Here is a 15,717-nt window from a genome sequence, read left to right on the forward strand (position 1 = left end):
AAAAATTTTTAAGGCAAATGAGTTTCATATGATATAAAAACAATCTTTAATTACTAAATCAGAATACATTTTAAATACTAGGAGGTATATTAACATGGCAAAAGTAATAGGTATTGACTTAGGAACAACTAACTCTTGTGTAGCAGTTATGGAAGGTGGAGAACCAGTAGTTATAGCAAATGCAGAAGGTGCAAGAACAACTCCATCAGTAGTATCATTCCAAGCAAATGGAGAAAGACTTGTAGGTCAAGTTGCAAAAAGACAGTCAATAACAAATCCAGATAAAACAATAATATCAATAAAAAGACATATGGGAACAAACCATAAAGAAAGTATAGATGGAAAAGAATATACTCCTCAAGAAATATCAGCTATGATACTTCAAAAAATCAAAGCTGATGCAGAGGCTTATCTTGGAGAAAAAGTAACTCAAGCTGTTATAACAGTTCCAGCTTACTTTAATGACAGCCAAAGACAGGCTACAAAAGATGCTGGTAAAATTGCAGGACTTGAAGTATTAAGAATAATAAACGAACCAACTGCAGCATCACTTGCTTATGGTTTAGATAAAATGGATACTAACCAAAAAATATTTGTATATGACCTTGGTGGTGGTACTTTCGACGTATCTATCCTAGAATTAGGTGATGGTGTATTTGAAGTTAAATCTACAAATGGTGATACACGTCTTGGTGGAGATGATTTCGATGAAAAAATAATGAACTATATAGCTGATACCTTTAAAGCGGAAAATGGAATAGATTTAAGAAATGATAAGATGGCTCTACAAAGATTAAAAGAAGCAGCAGAAAAAGCTAAGATTGAGTTATCAGCTTCAACTCAAACCAACATAAATCTTCCATTTATAACTGCAGATGCAACAGGTCCAAAGCATATAGATATAAATTTAACTAGAGCTAAATTTAATGAGTTAACACATGATTTAGTTGAAAGAACTATTGAACCAATGAGAAAAGCGTTAAATGATGCTGGTCTTACAATTGATCAGATAGATAAGATTGTACTTGTTGGTGGTTCAACAAGAATTCCAGCAGTTCAAGAGGCTGTTAAGAATTTTACAGGAAAAGAACCATCAAAGGGAGTTAATCCAGATGAATGTGTTGCTGTAGGTGCAGCTATACAAGCTGGTGTTCTAACTGGAGATGTAAAAGACATATTACTTCTAGATGTTACACCATTAACACTTGGAATAGAAACATTAGGTGGAGTTGCTACTGCTCTAATCACAAGAAACACAACTATACCAACTAAAAAGAGTCAAGTATTCTCAACTGCTGCAGATGGTCAGACTTCTGTTGAAATTCACGTTGTTCAAGGTGAAAGACAAATGGCTGCAGATAACAAGACTTTAGGAAGATTTACTCTATCAGGAATAGCTCCTGCTCCAAGAGGAATTCCTCAAATAGAAGTTGCTTTTGATATAGATGCTAATGGTATAGTTAATGTATCAGCAAAAGATAAGGGAACAGGAAAAGAAGCTAACATTACAATTACTGCATCAACAAATTTATCAAGTGATGAAATAGATAATGCAGTAAAAGAAGCTGAAAAGTTTGCTGAAGAAGACAAAAAGAGAAAAGATTCAATAGAAGTTAAAAATAATGCTGACCAAGTTGTTTATCAAACAGAAAAAACACTAAAGGATTTAGGAGATAAGGTTTCAGCAGAAGATAAAGCTACTATAGAAGATAAAATTAAAGCAGTTAACGCAGTTAAGGATGGTACAGATTTAGAGGCTATAAAGAAAGCTACTGAAGATTTAACTCAAACATTCTATGGAATATCATCAAAGATATATCAAGCTGCTGGTGAACAAGGAGCACCTGGTGCTGGATTTGATCCAAATAACATGGGTGGAGAAAACACAGATACAAAAAAAGATGATAATGTAGTAGATGCTGATTTTAAAGTTGAAGATGATAAGTAATTTTTTCTTCTTCACGCTTTAAAAGAAAGTGTGTATAATATATATTGAAATGCTTAAGGGAGGGTATATATCCTTCCTTAATTTTAAGTATAAAACTAAACATAAAGTAATAAGTTTTGAAGCTTTGGAATTAAAACTTTTTTAGTTCTTAGTTATCATACTTATATATAGGTGGTGAAATAATTAGGATGGCAAAAAAAGATTATTATGAAATACTTGGAGTAGATAGAAGTGCAAGTGAAGAAGATATAAAGAAGGCATTTAGAAAGTCAGCCCTTAAGTACCATCCAGATAGAAACCCAGGTGATAAGGAAGCAGAGGAAAAATTTAAAGAGCTAAATGAAGCTTATCAGGTGCTTTCAGATCCAGAAAAAAAATCTCGCTATGACCAATTTGGTACTGCTGATTTTAATGGATCAGGCTATGAAGGTGGCTTTGGGGGATTCGATTTCTCTGAGGGGGGAGGCTTTGGTGGCTTCGGTGATATATTTGAATCTTTCTTTGGTGGTGGATTCTCTGGGGCAGGAAGAAAAAGAAGAAATGGTCCTGAAAAAGGATCAGATTTAGAATATACATTAAATTTAACCTTTGAAGAAGCAGTTTTTGGAACTGAAAAAGAAATTAGCGTAACAAGAAATGAAAACTGTGAAAAATGTAATGGAACAGGTGCAAAACATGGCAGTCATCCAAAAACTTGTGATAAATGTGGTGGAACAGGTCAAGTAAGAACTCAAAGGAATACTCCATTAGGAAACTTTGTAAGTATGAGTACCTGTGATAAGTGTGCGGGAAAAGGTAATGTAATAACAGATCCTTGTACTGAGTGCAAAGGTAAAGGTAAGATAAGAAAACAAAGAAAGATAAAGATAAATGTTCCAGCGGGAGTAGATACTGGAAACGTAATGCCTTTAAGAGGGCAAGGAGATCATGGTAACAATGGTGGTCCAGCTGGTGATTTATATATAAGCCTTAGAGTAGCACCACATAATGTATTCAAAAGAAAAGGCTTCGACATATATATAGATACTCATATCAGTTTTTCAAAAGCTACTATTGGTACAGAACTAAAGGTTCCAACAGTTGATGGGGATGTTAAATATGATGTACCATCAGGAACCCAACCAGGTACTATATTTAGATTAAAAGGAAAAGGTGTTCCAAAGATAAATGGACATGGTAGAGGCGATCAATATGTAAATATAATAGTTGATGTTCCTAAAAGTCTAAATCAGAAACAAAAAGAAGCTTTATTAATGTTTATGGAAGCTAGCGGTGAGCTACCAGAAGAAGAAAGTGGTAAAAAATCTTTCATGGATAAGCTAAAAGATACTTTCAAGTAACTAAAACTTTGTTTCCTTGTACAAGGAAACAAAGTTTTTTTATAGCATACTATATTATTTAATAGATTATTAGATTAAGTAGGTTATAATAATAACTGAGTTTATAAAAGCAACGTGGAGGTTGATTATATGGATAAAGAATGGATAGAAGTGACAATTGTTACAAGTAGCGAAGCTGTGGAAGCTGTGTCAGGAATATTATATAATACTGGTGTAAAAGGGGTTTCTATAGAAGACCCAGAAGATATAGAATTTAAGAAAAAAAATCCTGGAGATTGGGACTATTTTGATGAAACACTTTTAGAAGTAAAAGAAGGAGCAATTGTAAAGGGATATTATAAACAAGATGAAAAGTTTGATGAATACCTACAGTACATAAAAGACAGTGTAAATAATTTAGAACAATATGGTATAGATAAAGGACAGGGATTAGTAACTGCCGGTAAAGTTAGCGAGGAAGATTGGGAAAATAACTGGAAGAAGTATTATAAGCCAACAAAAATTGGAGAAAAAATAGTTGTAAAGCCTATATGGGAGAGCTATGAGAAGAAAGATGATGAGTTAGTGTTAGAACTTGATCCTGGTATGGCCTTTGGAACAGGAACTCATGAAACAACAAGAATGTGTATTAAGGCTTTAGAAAAGTATGTTAAGCCTGAATCTAGGGTTTTTGATATAGGTACAGGTTCAGGAATTTTGTCTATAGCAGCAGCTATGCTTAAAGCAAAAGAAGCTATAGGAGTAGATTTAGATCCTGTAGCAGTAAAGTCTGCTGAAGAAAATGTTAAATACAACCACTTAAACAATATAAAAATTCTTCATGGAGATCTTATGGAAGTAGTAGAGGGTAAAGCTGACATTATAGTTGCTAATATAATTGCTGATATAATAATATTTCTTACAGACAGTGTTAAAAATTTCATTGTAGAAGGAGGGTATTTTATATCATCAGGGATTATAAAGGATAGGAAAGACCATGTAGTTGATAAACTTAGTAAAAGTGGATTTTTAATAGAAGAAGTAAATACTGATGGCGAATGGGTATGTATTGTAGCGAAGAATAAGTAAATTGGAAATTTTAAAAGGTGGTATATCATGCATAAATTTTTTGTGCCAAAGAATAACATAATTGATAATATAGCATATATTGAAGGTGATGATGTAAAACATATATACAAGGTTCTAAGACTTGAAATTGGCAGCGAAATAAGCATAAATAATTGTGAGGGTGAAGAATTTTTATCACAAATAGAGGAAATAAACAAGAAACAGGTTATTGCAAAGTGCTTAAAAAAGTTAGATATAAACAATGAAAGTAATATAGAAATATATCTTTTTCAAGGGTTACCAAAATCAAGTAAGATGGATTTAATTGTGCAAAAGGCAACAGAGCTAGGCGTGAAGGAAATAACACCAATAGTTACAGAAAGAGTAGTAGTTAAGAATGAACTAGGAGAGTTTAAAAAGTTAGATAGATGGAATAGAATTGCATTGGAAGCTTGTAAGCAATGTAAGAGAAGTTTAATACCTAAAATAAATACCCCCTTAGAGTTTGAGCAGCTAGTAGATATTATAAAAGAAATGGATTTAGTTATTGTTCCTTATGAAAATGAAAAAGGTCACGGAATAAAAAGCTTAGTAAGTAGTATAGGCGAAAATAACGTTAAAAAAGTGGGAATAATAATTGGCCCAGAAGGTGGCTTTGAGCCAGATGAAATTAAAAAATTGCAAGATATAGGAGCATATATAGTAACATTGGGACCTAGAATACTAAGAACAGAGACAGCAGGCTTTGTTTGTGTTTCTTTAATTATGTATGAACTAGGTGATTTAGGAGGAATAGTTTAATGAAAGTTGCTTTTACTACTTTAGGGTGTAGAGTTAACCAATATGAAACTGAGGCTATGATAGAAAAATTCGTAAGAGAAGGATATGAGCTATCAAGTTTTGAGGATTTTGCAGATGTATATGTTATAAATACATGTACAGTAACTAATATGGGGGATAAAAAATCTAGACAGATGATAAATAGAGCTAGAAGAGAAAATGAAAACTCCATAATAGCTGTAGTTGGTTGTTATTCTCAAATAGCACCTGATGAGATATCTAAGATAGAAGGTGTAGATGTAATACTTGGAACTAGGAACAAAGGGGATATAGTTTACTGGGTAAATAGAGCTAGAGAAGAAAATAAGCAGATTATTAAAGTTGAAGATGTTCTTAAAAATAGTGAATTTGAAGATTTAAATATAAACGAATATCAGGATAGAACTAGGGCCTTTATAAAAATTCAAGATGGTTGTAACAGATTTTGTTCATATTGTTTAATTCCCTTTGCTAGAGGGGCAGTGTGTAGTAAAGAACCTGAAAAAGTGTTAAAGGAAGTTAAGGAATTAGCCAATAATAACTTTAAAGAGATTATTCTATCAGGAATACACATAGCATCCTATGGATTAGATTTAGAAGGAGAATGGAATTTAGTACGAATGCTGGAGGAAATAGACAAGATTCATGGAATAGAGAGAGTTAGAATAGGTTCAATTGATCCACAGTTTTTCACAGAAGGCGTCATAGAGAAAATTAGCAGTTTAAATAAATTATGTCCACATTTTCATTTATCCTTACAAAGTGGATGTGATGATACATTAAAAAGAATGAATAGAAGATATACTACAGATGAGTATAAGAAGATTGTTGAAGATTTAAGAAAAAATATAAAGGATGTTTCTATTACTACAGATATAATAGTTGGTTTCCCAGGGGAAACTGATGAAGAGTTTAATACTACTTATGAGTTTTTACAGCATATAAAGTTATCAAAGATGCATGTATTTAAATATAGCCCAAGGACAGGCACAAGAGCCGCAGAAATGAAAGATCAAATTAATGGTAAGATAAAAGATGAAAGAAGTAGTATACTTATTGCGCTAGACAGACAGCTGGAAAATGAATTTATGAATAAGTTTGTAGGTAGAAATATGGATGTACTGTATGAACAAAAACATAATGGACTAGAAAAAACTTATGAAGGTTATACTCCTAACTACATAAAAGTAGTATGTGAAAGTAATGAAAATATTAAAGAAAAAATAGTAAAAACAAGTCTTTCACAAGTAAAGGAGGAATTCATAGAAGGAACTATGATCTAAACGTAGTATATGTAACACTTTAAAATATTAAAGAATATGTTCTAGGTTAGAAGGATATTTCCGTACAATATTGAATAATATAAAGTCAGGAGGTGAAACTGTGGAAGATTGTATTTTTTGCAAGATAATAAAAGGTCAAATACCATGTGAAAAAGTATATGAAGATGATATAGTATTAAGCTTTAAAGATATAAGTCCTGCTGCTCCTATACATGTTTTAATAATACCTAAAGAACATATAAGCAGCTTGAATGATATTAGTGAAGAAAATTCAAAAATAATAGCACATATTTTTATAATTGCTAAAAAAATTGCTAAAGACTTAGGGCTTTCTGAAAATGGTTATAGAATTGTTACAAACTGTGGGGAAGATGGTGGGCAAACAGTTGGACATATACATTTTCATTTGTTAGGTGGCAGATCATTGAAGTGGCCTCCAGGTTAACTCATATATATTTTACGTTATGTATTAAGTATATATAATGAAATTGTTGACAGTGTCTAAATGTATGTTGTATAATAAACAATGTGCTATGTGACCTACATTGGCTGTATTTAATTTTTAAAATTAAATTGAGCTAGCGGAGGGAGGGATAAATATGTCAGAAATAAGAGTTGGAGAAAACGAAACTATAGAAAGTGCATTAAGAAGATTTAAGAGAAAATGTGCTAGAGCTGGTGTTCTTTCAGAAGTTAGAAAAAGAGAACACTATGAAAAACCAAGCGTGAAGAGAAAAAAGAAATCTGAAGCTGCAAGAAAGAGAAAGTTTAAATAGAATCTTTGAAAGAGGGTACTAAGTAATGTCTCTTAAAGAAACAATGCAGGAAGACTAGAAGCAAGCTTTAAAGCAAAAAGACAAATTTAGAGCAAATACAATAAGCATGGCGAAGTCTGCTGTATTATTAGTTGAAAAAACTGATAATAAAGTACTTGATGATAACCAAATTATTGAGATTTTGGCAAAGGAAATAAAACAGAGACGTGAAGCTATGCTGGAATATGAAAAAGGAAACAGACAGGATTTAGTTGATAAGGCGAAAGCTGAAATAGAAATCTTGTTAGGTTACCTTCCTCAGCAGTTAAGCGAAGAGGAAATTTCCGAAATTGTTCGTAAGGCAGTCGATGAAGTGGGAGCAAGTAGCATGAAAGATATGAAGAAAGTTATGGCTTTGGTTACCCCTAAAACCAAAGGGCGTGCTGATGGTAAGCTTGTGAGTCAGATTGTAAAGCAACATTTAGATAAATAAAAGGTTGAGATATCTCAACCTTTTTTATTTTGTCATTTATTAAATTTATTTTTCATAGATTAGTATGAAAGAATTTTTAGAGGTGATAAAGTGAAGGATAAATTATATGATGTAAAAGAAAGTATTGCTAATAAATTAGATTTACCTAGGGATATAATTTTAAATATGCCAAAAATCACTGTTACTGGTGAGAATGAGATCATAATAGAAAATCATAAAGGTGTAGTACTCTTTGAAGAAGATCAGGTAAAAGTAAATTCAGGTGTAGGACTAATATCTATACAAGGTAATAGATTTGAAATATTGTTTATGGGGGGAAGTACCATAACAATTGGTGGAAAGTTCAAATCTATAGTATATGAGGGAAATGAGTAAAATTAATTTTACAAAATATAAGAGTGGAATAATTACTATAGAGATTCAATCACTTATACCTGAGAAATTTGTTAACCTGATGTGGAAAAATGATATTCGTATAAAAAATATTAAAAAGAAAAATATTACAACTATGACTATGGAAATTAATTTAAAGGATTATAGTAAAATTGAAGACATAGCTAAAAAAACAAAAACAAAGATAAAGGTAGTTGATAGAAGGGGGTTAGCATTTTTTTTAATAAGGTTGAAAAAAAGAGTGGCTTTAGCAGGTGGAATAATATTATTTGTTGGAGTAATATATTATCTGTCCACTTTTATATGGGGTATAGAAATTAATGTGGAACATAATTTATCACCATATGAAATAAGGCAACAATTAAACTCCTTTGGAATAATACCTGGAATAAATAAAAAAAACATAAATGTTTACAATATTGAAGAAAAGCTCTTAAAGGATAATGAAAATATACTGTGGGTTAGAGTTAGAGTAGAAGGATCCAAACTGAAAGTCTCTGCAGCAGAAAGGCAGTCACCGCCTACCATTGTCACAGAGGATGCTCAGCGTAATTTAATAGCGCAAAAAGATGGTGAAGTATTAAGAGTATATACAAAGGCAGGTACGGCTGTAGTTAAAAAAGGTGATATGGTTAGAAAGGGACAACTTCTTGTGAAAGGTGAACAAGGGAAGGAAGGATCTGTATATGCTGTACATGCTGAAGGCGATGTAATATGTAGGACATTTTACGAGGAAAGCAAGGATGTTAAAATTAATGAAATAAAGAGAGAAAGAACAGGAAATAAAGTAGAAAATATATATATAGACATAAAAGGAAAAAAAATATATCTAAAAAAATCTATAAACAAATTTAATAAATATGATAAAATAGAAGATAATAAACTTTTTATAAAAAGAGATTTTTTTTACGAAGTAAAAGAAACTAACACTCAAAAAGACCCTAAAAAAGTTGTAGATGATACTGCTAACGAGCTTTATTTAAAAATATGTGGAAATTTAGATAAATCTGTTAAAATTATTGATAAAATAGTGAATTCGGAAGCAGGAGATGTGTATACTGTAAGAGTACTAGTAGTAGCAGAGGAGAATATAGCTATACCTGAACAAGTTCAGGAAACACAAAGATAAAAGGTGGTTTATAATGAAAAAACTATCACTAAAGAATTTTTATGGGAAAGAAAAAAGTAATAAGATATTAATTTTTATTTTGACTTTTATATTTATTTATTCAGTACTGGTAACTTCCTTAGTAACAAAAAAGTATAGTTTAAAAGAAGGCGATATTGCTAAGATTGACATCAAAGCTCCAAGGGAAGTAAAGGATGAGTTATCTACTGAGGCTAGGATTCAACAGGAGATAGATTCTGTGCCAATACAGTATAATAAAAAAACAGAGATTAAAACGGAAACCATAAATAAAATCAACTCATTTTTTACCAGTGTACTTCAGGTTAAAGCGTTAACTATTGAAGATACTGATAAGGTGAAAAAGTTAAAAAGTGTAGTTGAAATAGGATTATCTAATGATGATTACTTAAACTTAGTAAAGTTAAACAAAGATGATTTGAAAATAATACAAGAATTTTTAAGCAAAACCATGACTGACCTTTATGATAACAGCAATATAAGTGATAACAGTCAAAAAGATAACATTGAAGATATTAAAAGGGCTCAAGAAAATATACTTTTAAAGGTAAATAGTTCTCAGATTCCAAAATCATTAAGAGATATAGCTACTGCTATAGCCTATTCTCAAATTACTCCTAACTTTTTTTATGATAAAGTTAAGACTGAAGAGTTAAGAAAAGATGCAATAAAAAAGGTTCCGCCTGTTATGATAAAGAAGGAACAAACAATTGTAAAAGAAGGGGAACCTGTAACAAAATATCAAATAGAAATATTGAAAAGTTTGGGATTACTTAACAATGATTTTCATTTTGAATGGTATATATATATTAGCTTAGGAATTCTAATACTTTTAATATTATTTCTGCAATGGTTTTATTTATCCAGATATCACAAAGATTTATATAATAACAACAGTAAATTGATAATGATAAACATATTTAGTTGTATATTTGTGCTATTGGCTAGGACATTTGCTATAATATCACCGTTTTTAATACCATTAGCATGCATACCTATGATTTTCTCTTTGTTAACAAACTACAAGGCATCGTTAACTATAAATATGTTAAACTGCATATTTATTAGTGGTGCAGTAGAATTTAACATAGAAATAACTGTACTAGCAATTATTAACGTAATTGTTGGAGCTATAATATTAAAAAAGATGCAGCAAAGAAACGATATTTTATATTCCTGTCTATTTATTGCTGTTATAAATGTTATATTTACATTTTCATTAGGATTTTTACTCAGCAACAATGGTATAGATGTAACAAAAAAATCTATGTTTACTCTAGTAGCAAGTATATTATCAGGTATTTTGACTATTGGATTTTTACCTATCTTTGAAAGTATCTTTGATATTGTTACTACAATTAAATTGCTAGAGTTATCTAATCCTAATAATCCATTATTAAAGAGATTACTTATCGAGGCACCGGGAAGCTATCATCACAGTATTTTAGTTGGGAACCTATCAGAGGTGGCTGCTGAAGCAGTAGGAGGTAATCCAGTATTAGCAAGAGTTTCATCCTATTACCATGATGTAGGCAAGATAAAAAGACCATATTTTTTCAAGGAAAATCAGTTAGGAGCTGATAACCCGCATAAAAAAATAACACCTAACTTAAGTGCTCTTATAGTAATATCACACGTTAAAGATGGTGTGGAATTAGCAAAGGAGTACAAACTACCTAAGGTTATAAGAGATGTTATAGAACAACACCATGGTACTTCACTAGCTAAATATTTTTACGTAACATGTAAAAATTCAAGTGACAAACCAGAAGACATAAATGAAGAAGATTTTAGATACCCTGGACCAATTCCTCAGAGCAAAGAGGCAGGTATAATAATGTTAGCAGATAGTGTTGAAGCTGCTGTAAGGTCTATAAGTGAGCCAACCCATGAAAAGATTGAAGAAATGGTAAATAGTATTATAAAAGATAGACTAAATGAAGAACAACTTAATAACTGTGATTTAACATTAAAAGATATAAATAAAATTAGACAAGCATTTTTAAAGGTGTTAACAGGGATTTACCATCAGAGAATAGAGTATCCTGAAGATAAACGGGCAAATAAACAGTCCTAATATTAAATAAGCATAATGTTAACTAAATATTGAATATTTTTAGTTAACATTAGAAAAAATTAATGTTAGTTTACTGTTTTAAATCAAATCAATAAAATTTGGAGGAATAACAGATGATTCTTATAGATAACAGACAAAATAAAATTCAGGTTACAGATGAATTAGAAAATACCATAGTTAAGGTGGTTGAACACTCACTTCAACAAGAGAATGTAAATATCCCTTGTGAAGTAAGTATAATATTTGTAGATAACCAAGAGATTAAAGAAATAAATAAAGAAAACAGGAATATAGACAAAGTTACTGATGTTCTGTCATTTCCTATGTTAGAATTCCCAACAGGAAAGGTGTTTAAAGAGGCTTATGAAGGACATGAATTTGCTGAAAGTGATTTTGATGATGGAAGCCTAGTATTAGGTGATATAGCACTTTCTTTAGAGAAAGCAAAAGAACAAAGTATTGAATTTGGACATTCCTTTTTAAGAGAAGCCTCATATCTTATAGTACATTCTATTTTGCATCTTTTAGGGTATGATCATATGGAGGAAGAAGAAAAATCTGTTATGAGAAGAAGGGAAGAGGAGATTTTAGAAAAATTTCAACTGGTAAGATAAAATTGATTATTTTTAAAGTGGTGATGTTATTATGAAAATGAAAAAATTGTTGGATAGCTTTAATTATGCTATTGAAGGTATAATATATGCAGTTAGAACTCAAAGAAACATGAGAATACATATGATTGCGGCTTTACTGGTCTTGACTGCATGTTTTTTTTATGATCTAAGTAAAATAGAATTATTAGCAATAACAATAACGATAAGTATGGTTATTATGTCAGAATTATTAAATACCGCAATAGAATTTGCAGTAGATGCCACAACTAATTATTATCACCCCTTAGCTAAATTAGCAAAAAATGTAGCTGCGGGAGGTGTATTAATAACCGCTATTAATGCACTTTTTGTAGGATATATAATATTTTCAGATAAGCTCAAATATATAAATTTTATATTAATAAAAAAGGTTAAGACAACAAGTCCCTATACTATTTTCATAATCTTAGCTATTGTAAGTATAACTACTATAGTTATTAAAGCAGTTTTTGGAGAAGGAACACCTCTAAAGGGTGGGATGCCAAGTGGTCATAGTGCTATAGCTTTCTCTATAGCAACTACTATAGCTCTTACAACGGGACAAATAACCATAGTACTTTTAAGTTATTTGTTGGCTTTTATTGTAGCACAAAGCAGAGTAGATTCAGAGGTACACTCTATCATTGAAGTTATTGCCGGAGCAATATTTGGTACACTAATAACGGTATTACTTTTCAGAATATTTGGGTAAAATTAAAATATTGCAATGAATGAAAATAATGCTATAATTTATTTACACTACTTAGGACATCTTATGTTATAGGAGAGAAAGTGTTACGGCTGGGAGCCAATGGATAAAAATTTATTGCGGAGGAATAATAATGGATTATAGATCATTGATTATTGCAGCCCTTGATGGGAGAAAGAATGCTTATGTACCATATTCTAATTTTAGAGTTGGAGCAGCTGTACTTGTAGAGGATGGTACTATTTATAATGGATGTAATATAGAAAATGCATCTTATGGTGCAACAAATTGTGCAGAAAGAACAGCTATATTTAAGGCAGTTTCAGAGGGACATAAGGAAATAGAGGCCATTGCTATAATAGGAATCCAAAATGATTACACATATCCATGTGGTATATGTAGGCAGGTTATAGCTGAGTTTTCTTCAGAGCATACAAAAATAATATTAGCGAAAAACGAAAATGAATATATAGTTAAATCATTAGAAGAAATTTTACCAGGAGCTTTTACTAAAAAAGACCTAGAAAAGTAAGGAGAGAACATATGTTTAAATCAGGGTTCGTAACAATTATAGGAAGACCTAATGTTGGTAAGTCAACATTGTTAAATTCAATAATGGGAGAAAAACTATCAATAGTATCATGTAAACCTCAAACTACAAGAAATAATATACAGACTATATTAACAGAAAAAGATTTCCAGCTAGTATTCGTGGATACTCCTGGTATTCATAAACCTAAACATAGGCTTGGTGAGTATATGGTTAAAATTGCTCAAGATTCAATAAAAGAAGTGGATCTTATTTTATTTTTAACTACACCTGAAGTAGAAATCGGCAGAGGAGATATATACATATTAGAGCAATTAAAGGAATGTGGTGTACCAGTTTTTTTAATTGTTAATAAAATAGATGAAAATACACCAGAAAAGGTAGCAGAAACATTAAATAATTATTCAAAGATTTTTGATTTTAAAGAAATTATACCCATATCTGCATTAAATGGTAAAAATGTAGAAGAATTGAAGAAGCTTATGGTAGAGCAGATTCCAACTGGACCGATGTATTATCCAGAAGATATGATTACAGATCAACAGGAAAGATTTATTGTAGCTGAAACAATAAGAGAAAAAGCCCTAAGACTTTTATCAGAAGAAGTGCCTCATGGTATAGCAGTAGAGATTATAACTATGAAAAAAGATGATAAGAACATTTATCATATAGAAGGTACTATTCTATGCGAAAAAGATTCTCATAAAGGAATAATAATAGGAAAAAATGGAACTATGTTAAAGAAAATTTCTACATATGCCAGACAAGACATAGAAAAACTTTTAGGAACAAAAGTTTATATTCAACTTTGGGTAAAAGTGAAAAAAGAATGGAGAGATAGTCCTAGTATTTTGAAAGAACTTGGATATAAATAAAAAAATATAGAAACTTATTTTTAAATAAGGGTATAATAAATACAGGCATATTTATTAGAATTGGGGGATGATTTTCTGTCAATTTTTAAAACTAGAGCTATAGTAATTAAAACTCAAGATATTAAAGAGTCAGACAAACTTGTATGGCTTTTTAGTGAAAAGTTGGGAAAAATATCAACCATTGCAAAAGGAGCAAAAAAAAATAAGAGTAATCTTTTTACTACCACGTTGCAATTTTGTTATGGAGACTATGTAGTTTATAAAGGAAAAAGTCTTTACTCAATAAATGAAAGTTTAATAATAGATTCCTTTCAGACCTTACTAAATGATTTAGAAACATTAACCTATGCCTCTTATTTTTGTGAGCTTATAGATATATGTACGCAGGATGAGGAAAGCAATAGAGAATTATTTAAGTGCCTAATTACAGCTTTTTACCTAATAAAAAATAATGCAGTGGATATAGAAACTTTAGCTCGTGCATTTGAAGCGAAAATTTTACAGTTAACAGGATATGGTTTTAATATGGATAACTGTAGTATTTGTAAGAAGAAAATAAATTCATCCAACTATATAAGCATCCAATATTCAGGCGGAGTTTGCAATGAATGTGAGAAAATTAATGGTATGAATGTTAGTTTTACTGCATATAATGCACTTAAATATTTATTAAAAATTCCTTTGGAAAATATTTATAGAGTTTCTCTTTCAGAAGAAACAAAAAATGAGTTATATAAGGTATTATCATTAGTTATATCTCAGAATTATTTTAGAAAACCTAAAAGTCTAGATACACTTAATTTCCTATCAAATTTTAATGTACCTGAAAGATAATGTGAATAGATTTTTAATTTATTATAATAATTAACAATAAAAGGAGTGAAAGAAATGAGTGAAGAAATTACTTTAGAAAAAATTGATATTATAAGAGAAAGAACAGGTGTAAGCTATACTGAAGCCAAAGAGGCTTTAGAAGCGTGTAATGGGAATGTAGTTGATGCATTAATATATATAGAACAAAATAATAAAACTACAAAAGATAACCTTTATACTACAAAAGATGAGTTCTTAGATTGGCTAAAAGATTTAGTTAAAAAGGGAAATGTAAATAGAATAAGAATCAAAAAAGATGAAAAAATTATAGTTGATATTCCGGTTAACGCAGGTATAGCAGCTACTTTAACAGCTCTTATATATCCTCCTCTAATAGCTATAGGTATTTTAACAGCTGTATTTACAAAAGTTACAATTGAAATAACTAAGGATGATGGTACTGTAGAAGTGGTTAACAAAATTATAAAAAGTAGTGTGAAGGATACTGTAAAAGACATGAAAGAAAAGGTAGTAGATGTAGCCACATCTGTAAAAGAAAAGTTTACAAATAAAGATGAAAAAAGTGGAGAAAATACCTATCAATATACTGTAAAATTTGAAGACATTGATAATGAAAAATCAGATAATAATAATGAATATAAATAACATTATCTATATTTGATATAACAAAAGCCAGCATTTATTTAACAAATTGCTGGCTTTTGTAGTGTTTATAAGTAAATTAAATTCTTCTATTTTATTTACTGTAATAATATAAATATAAAGTATGAAATGAAAACTGTGGAAAATTAATAAGTAAAAGTGCTATACTATTA

At 30.4% G+C, this 15,717-nt stretch carries 16 protein-coding genes and 1 pseudogene; all 17 read left to right on the forward strand.

All coding sequences use genetic code 11. The annotated features are described in order from the left end of the window. Window positions 1-94 precede the first annotated feature (94 nt). Window positions 95-1,948 (forward strand): molecular chaperone DnaK, encoded by a 1,854-nt coding sequence (dnaK, locus tag HGI79_RS03055; protein ID WP_185649209.1) that lies wholly within the window; start codon window positions 95-97, stop codon window positions 1,946-1,948. Window positions 1,949-2,136: 188 nt separating this feature from the next. Next, a complete protein-coding gene (gene dnaJ, locus HGI79_RS03060) occupies window positions 2,137-3,288 on the forward strand; it encodes a molecular chaperone DnaJ (RefSeq protein WP_185649208.1) in 1,152 nt (383 codons plus the stop codon). 129 nt (window positions 3,289-3,417) lie between these two features. Continuing rightward, window positions 3,418-4,356: a 50S ribosomal protein L11 methyltransferase gene (gene prmA, locus HGI79_RS03065; protein ID WP_185649207.1), complete on the forward strand. Its 939-nt coding sequence runs from the start codon at window positions 3,418-3,420 to the stop codon at window positions 4,354-4,356. 27 nt (window positions 4,357-4,383) lie between these two features. Further along, entirely contained in the window at window positions 4,384-5,136 is a 753-nt protein-coding gene (locus tag HGI79_RS03070) for a 16S rRNA (uracil(1498)-N(3))-methyltransferase (RefSeq protein WP_185649206.1), read from the forward strand. Next, a complete protein-coding gene (gene mtaB, locus HGI79_RS03075; RefSeq protein ID WP_185649205.1) occupies window positions 5,136-6,437 on the forward strand; it encodes a tRNA (N(6)-L-threonylcarbamoyladenosine(37)-C(2))-methylthiotransferase MtaB in 1,302 nt (433 codons plus the stop codon). Before HGI79_RS03070 ends, mtaB begins: the two co-directional genes overlap by 1 nt. Window positions 6,438-6,537: 100 nt before the next feature. Next, window positions 6,538-6,882: a histidine triad nucleotide-binding protein gene (locus HGI79_RS03080; RefSeq protein WP_185649204.1), complete on the forward strand. Its 345-nt coding sequence runs from the start codon at window positions 6,538-6,540 to the stop codon at window positions 6,880-6,882. Window positions 6,883-7,036: 154 nt separating this feature from the next. Further along, entirely contained in the window at window positions 7,037-7,213 is a 177-nt protein-coding gene (gene rpsU / locus HGI79_RS03085) for a 30S ribosomal protein S21 (protein WP_066618478.1), read from the forward strand. Between the two features lie 25 nt (window positions 7,214-7,238). Beyond that, a pseudogene (locus HGI79_RS03090) lies at window positions 7,239-7,685 on the forward strand (GatB/YqeY domain-containing protein). Between the two features lie 90 nt (window positions 7,686-7,775). Further along, window positions 7,776-8,060 carry a sporulation protein YqfC gene (gene yqfC, locus HGI79_RS03095; protein WP_185649203.1) on the forward strand — a complete coding sequence of 95 codons (285 nt, stop codon included), beginning with the start codon at window positions 7,776-7,778 and terminating at the stop codon, window positions 8,058-8,060. Further along, window positions 8,044-9,207 carry a sporulation protein YqfD gene (gene yqfD / locus HGI79_RS03100; RefSeq protein WP_185649202.1) on the forward strand — a complete coding sequence of 388 codons (1,164 nt, stop codon included), beginning with the start codon at window positions 8,044-8,046 and terminating at the stop codon, window positions 9,205-9,207. Before yqfC ends, yqfD begins: the two co-directional genes overlap by 17 nt. Before the next feature lie 13 nt (window positions 9,208-9,220). Continuing rightward, window positions 9,221-11,302 (forward strand): HD family phosphohydrolase, encoded by a 2,082-nt coding sequence (locus tag HGI79_RS03105; RefSeq protein WP_185649201.1) that lies wholly within the window; start codon window positions 9,221-9,223, stop codon window positions 11,300-11,302. Window positions 11,303-11,415: 113 nt separating this feature from the next. Beyond that, the gene (gene ybeY / locus HGI79_RS03110; protein ID WP_185649200.1) at window positions 11,416-11,916 is read left to right on the forward strand and encodes an rRNA maturation RNase YbeY; all 501 of its coding nucleotides are present in this window, start codon (window positions 11,416-11,418) and stop codon (window positions 11,914-11,916) included. Between the two features lie 31 nt (window positions 11,917-11,947). Continuing rightward, window positions 11,948-12,646, forward strand: a complete 699-nt coding sequence (locus HGI79_RS03115) for a diacylglycerol kinase (RefSeq protein WP_185649199.1) — start codon at window positions 11,948-11,950, stop codon at window positions 12,644-12,646. Window positions 12,647-12,776: 130 nt separating this feature from the next. Next, window positions 12,777-13,175 carry a cytidine deaminase gene (locus tag HGI79_RS03120; RefSeq protein WP_185649198.1) on the forward strand — a complete coding sequence of 133 codons (399 nt, stop codon included), beginning with the start codon at window positions 12,777-12,779 and terminating at the stop codon, window positions 13,173-13,175. 11 nt (window positions 13,176-13,186) lie between these two features. Further along, a complete protein-coding gene (era, locus tag HGI79_RS03125; protein ID WP_185649197.1) occupies window positions 13,187-14,068 on the forward strand; it encodes a GTPase Era in 882 nt (293 codons plus the stop codon). Window positions 14,069-14,128: 60 nt separating this feature from the next. Then, window positions 14,129-14,902 carry a DNA repair protein RecO gene (gene recO / locus HGI79_RS03130; protein ID WP_185649196.1) on the forward strand — a complete coding sequence of 258 codons (774 nt, stop codon included), beginning with the start codon at window positions 14,129-14,131 and terminating at the stop codon, window positions 14,900-14,902. A 54-nt stretch (window positions 14,903-14,956) separates the two neighbouring features. Beyond that, the gene (locus tag HGI79_RS03135) at window positions 14,957-15,547 is read left to right on the forward strand and encodes a DUF4342 domain-containing protein (RefSeq protein ID WP_185649195.1); all 591 of its coding nucleotides are present in this window, start codon (window positions 14,957-14,959) and stop codon (window positions 15,545-15,547) included. The last annotated feature ends 170 nt before the right edge of the window (window positions 15,548-15,717 follow it).

Source organism: Clostridium sp. DJ247, assembly GCF_014231265.1.

Excerpts from the sequence above, each read along its gene's own strand:
- dnaK (WP_185649209.1), top strand. The coding sequence starts at position 95 with ATGGCAAAAGTAATAGGTATTGACTTAGGAACAACTAACTCTTGTGTA.
- dnaJ (WP_185649208.1), top strand. The coding sequence starts at position 2,137 with ATGGCAAAAAAAGATTATTATGAAATACTTGGAGTAGATAGAAGTGCA.
- prmA (WP_185649207.1), top strand. The coding sequence starts at position 3,418 with ATGGATAAAGAATGGATAGAAGTGACAATTGTTACAAGTAGCGAAGCT.
- HGI79_RS03070 (WP_185649206.1), top strand. The coding sequence starts at position 4,384 with ATGCATAAATTTTTTGTGCCAAAGAATAACATAATTGATAATATAGCA.
- mtaB (WP_185649205.1), top strand. The coding sequence starts at position 5,136 with ATGAAAGTTGCTTTTACTACTTTAGGGTGTAGAGTTAACCAATATGAA.
- rpsU (WP_066618478.1), top strand. The coding sequence starts at position 7,037 with ATGTCAGAAATAAGAGTTGGAGAAAACGAAACTATAGAAAGTGCATTA.
- yqfD (WP_185649202.1), top strand. The coding sequence starts at position 8,044 with ATGAGGGAAATGAGTAAAATTAATTTTACAAAATATAAGAGTGGAATA.
- HGI79_RS03105 (WP_185649201.1), top strand. The coding sequence starts at position 9,221 with ATGAAAAAACTATCACTAAAGAATTTTTATGGGAAAGAAAAAAGTAAT.
- ybeY (WP_185649200.1), top strand. The coding sequence starts at position 11,416 with ATGATTCTTATAGATAACAGACAAAATAAAATTCAGGTTACAGATGAA.
- HGI79_RS03115 (WP_185649199.1), top strand. The coding sequence starts at position 11,948 with ATGAAAATGAAAAAATTGTTGGATAGCTTTAATTATGCTATTGAAGGT.
- HGI79_RS03120 (WP_185649198.1), top strand. The coding sequence starts at position 12,777 with ATGGATTATAGATCATTGATTATTGCAGCCCTTGATGGGAGAAAGAAT.
- era (WP_185649197.1), top strand. The coding sequence starts at position 13,187 with ATGTTTAAATCAGGGTTCGTAACAATTATAGGAAGACCTAATGTTGGT.
- HGI79_RS03135 (WP_185649195.1), top strand. The coding sequence starts at position 14,957 with ATGAGTGAAGAAATTACTTTAGAAAAAATTGATATTATAAGAGAAAGA.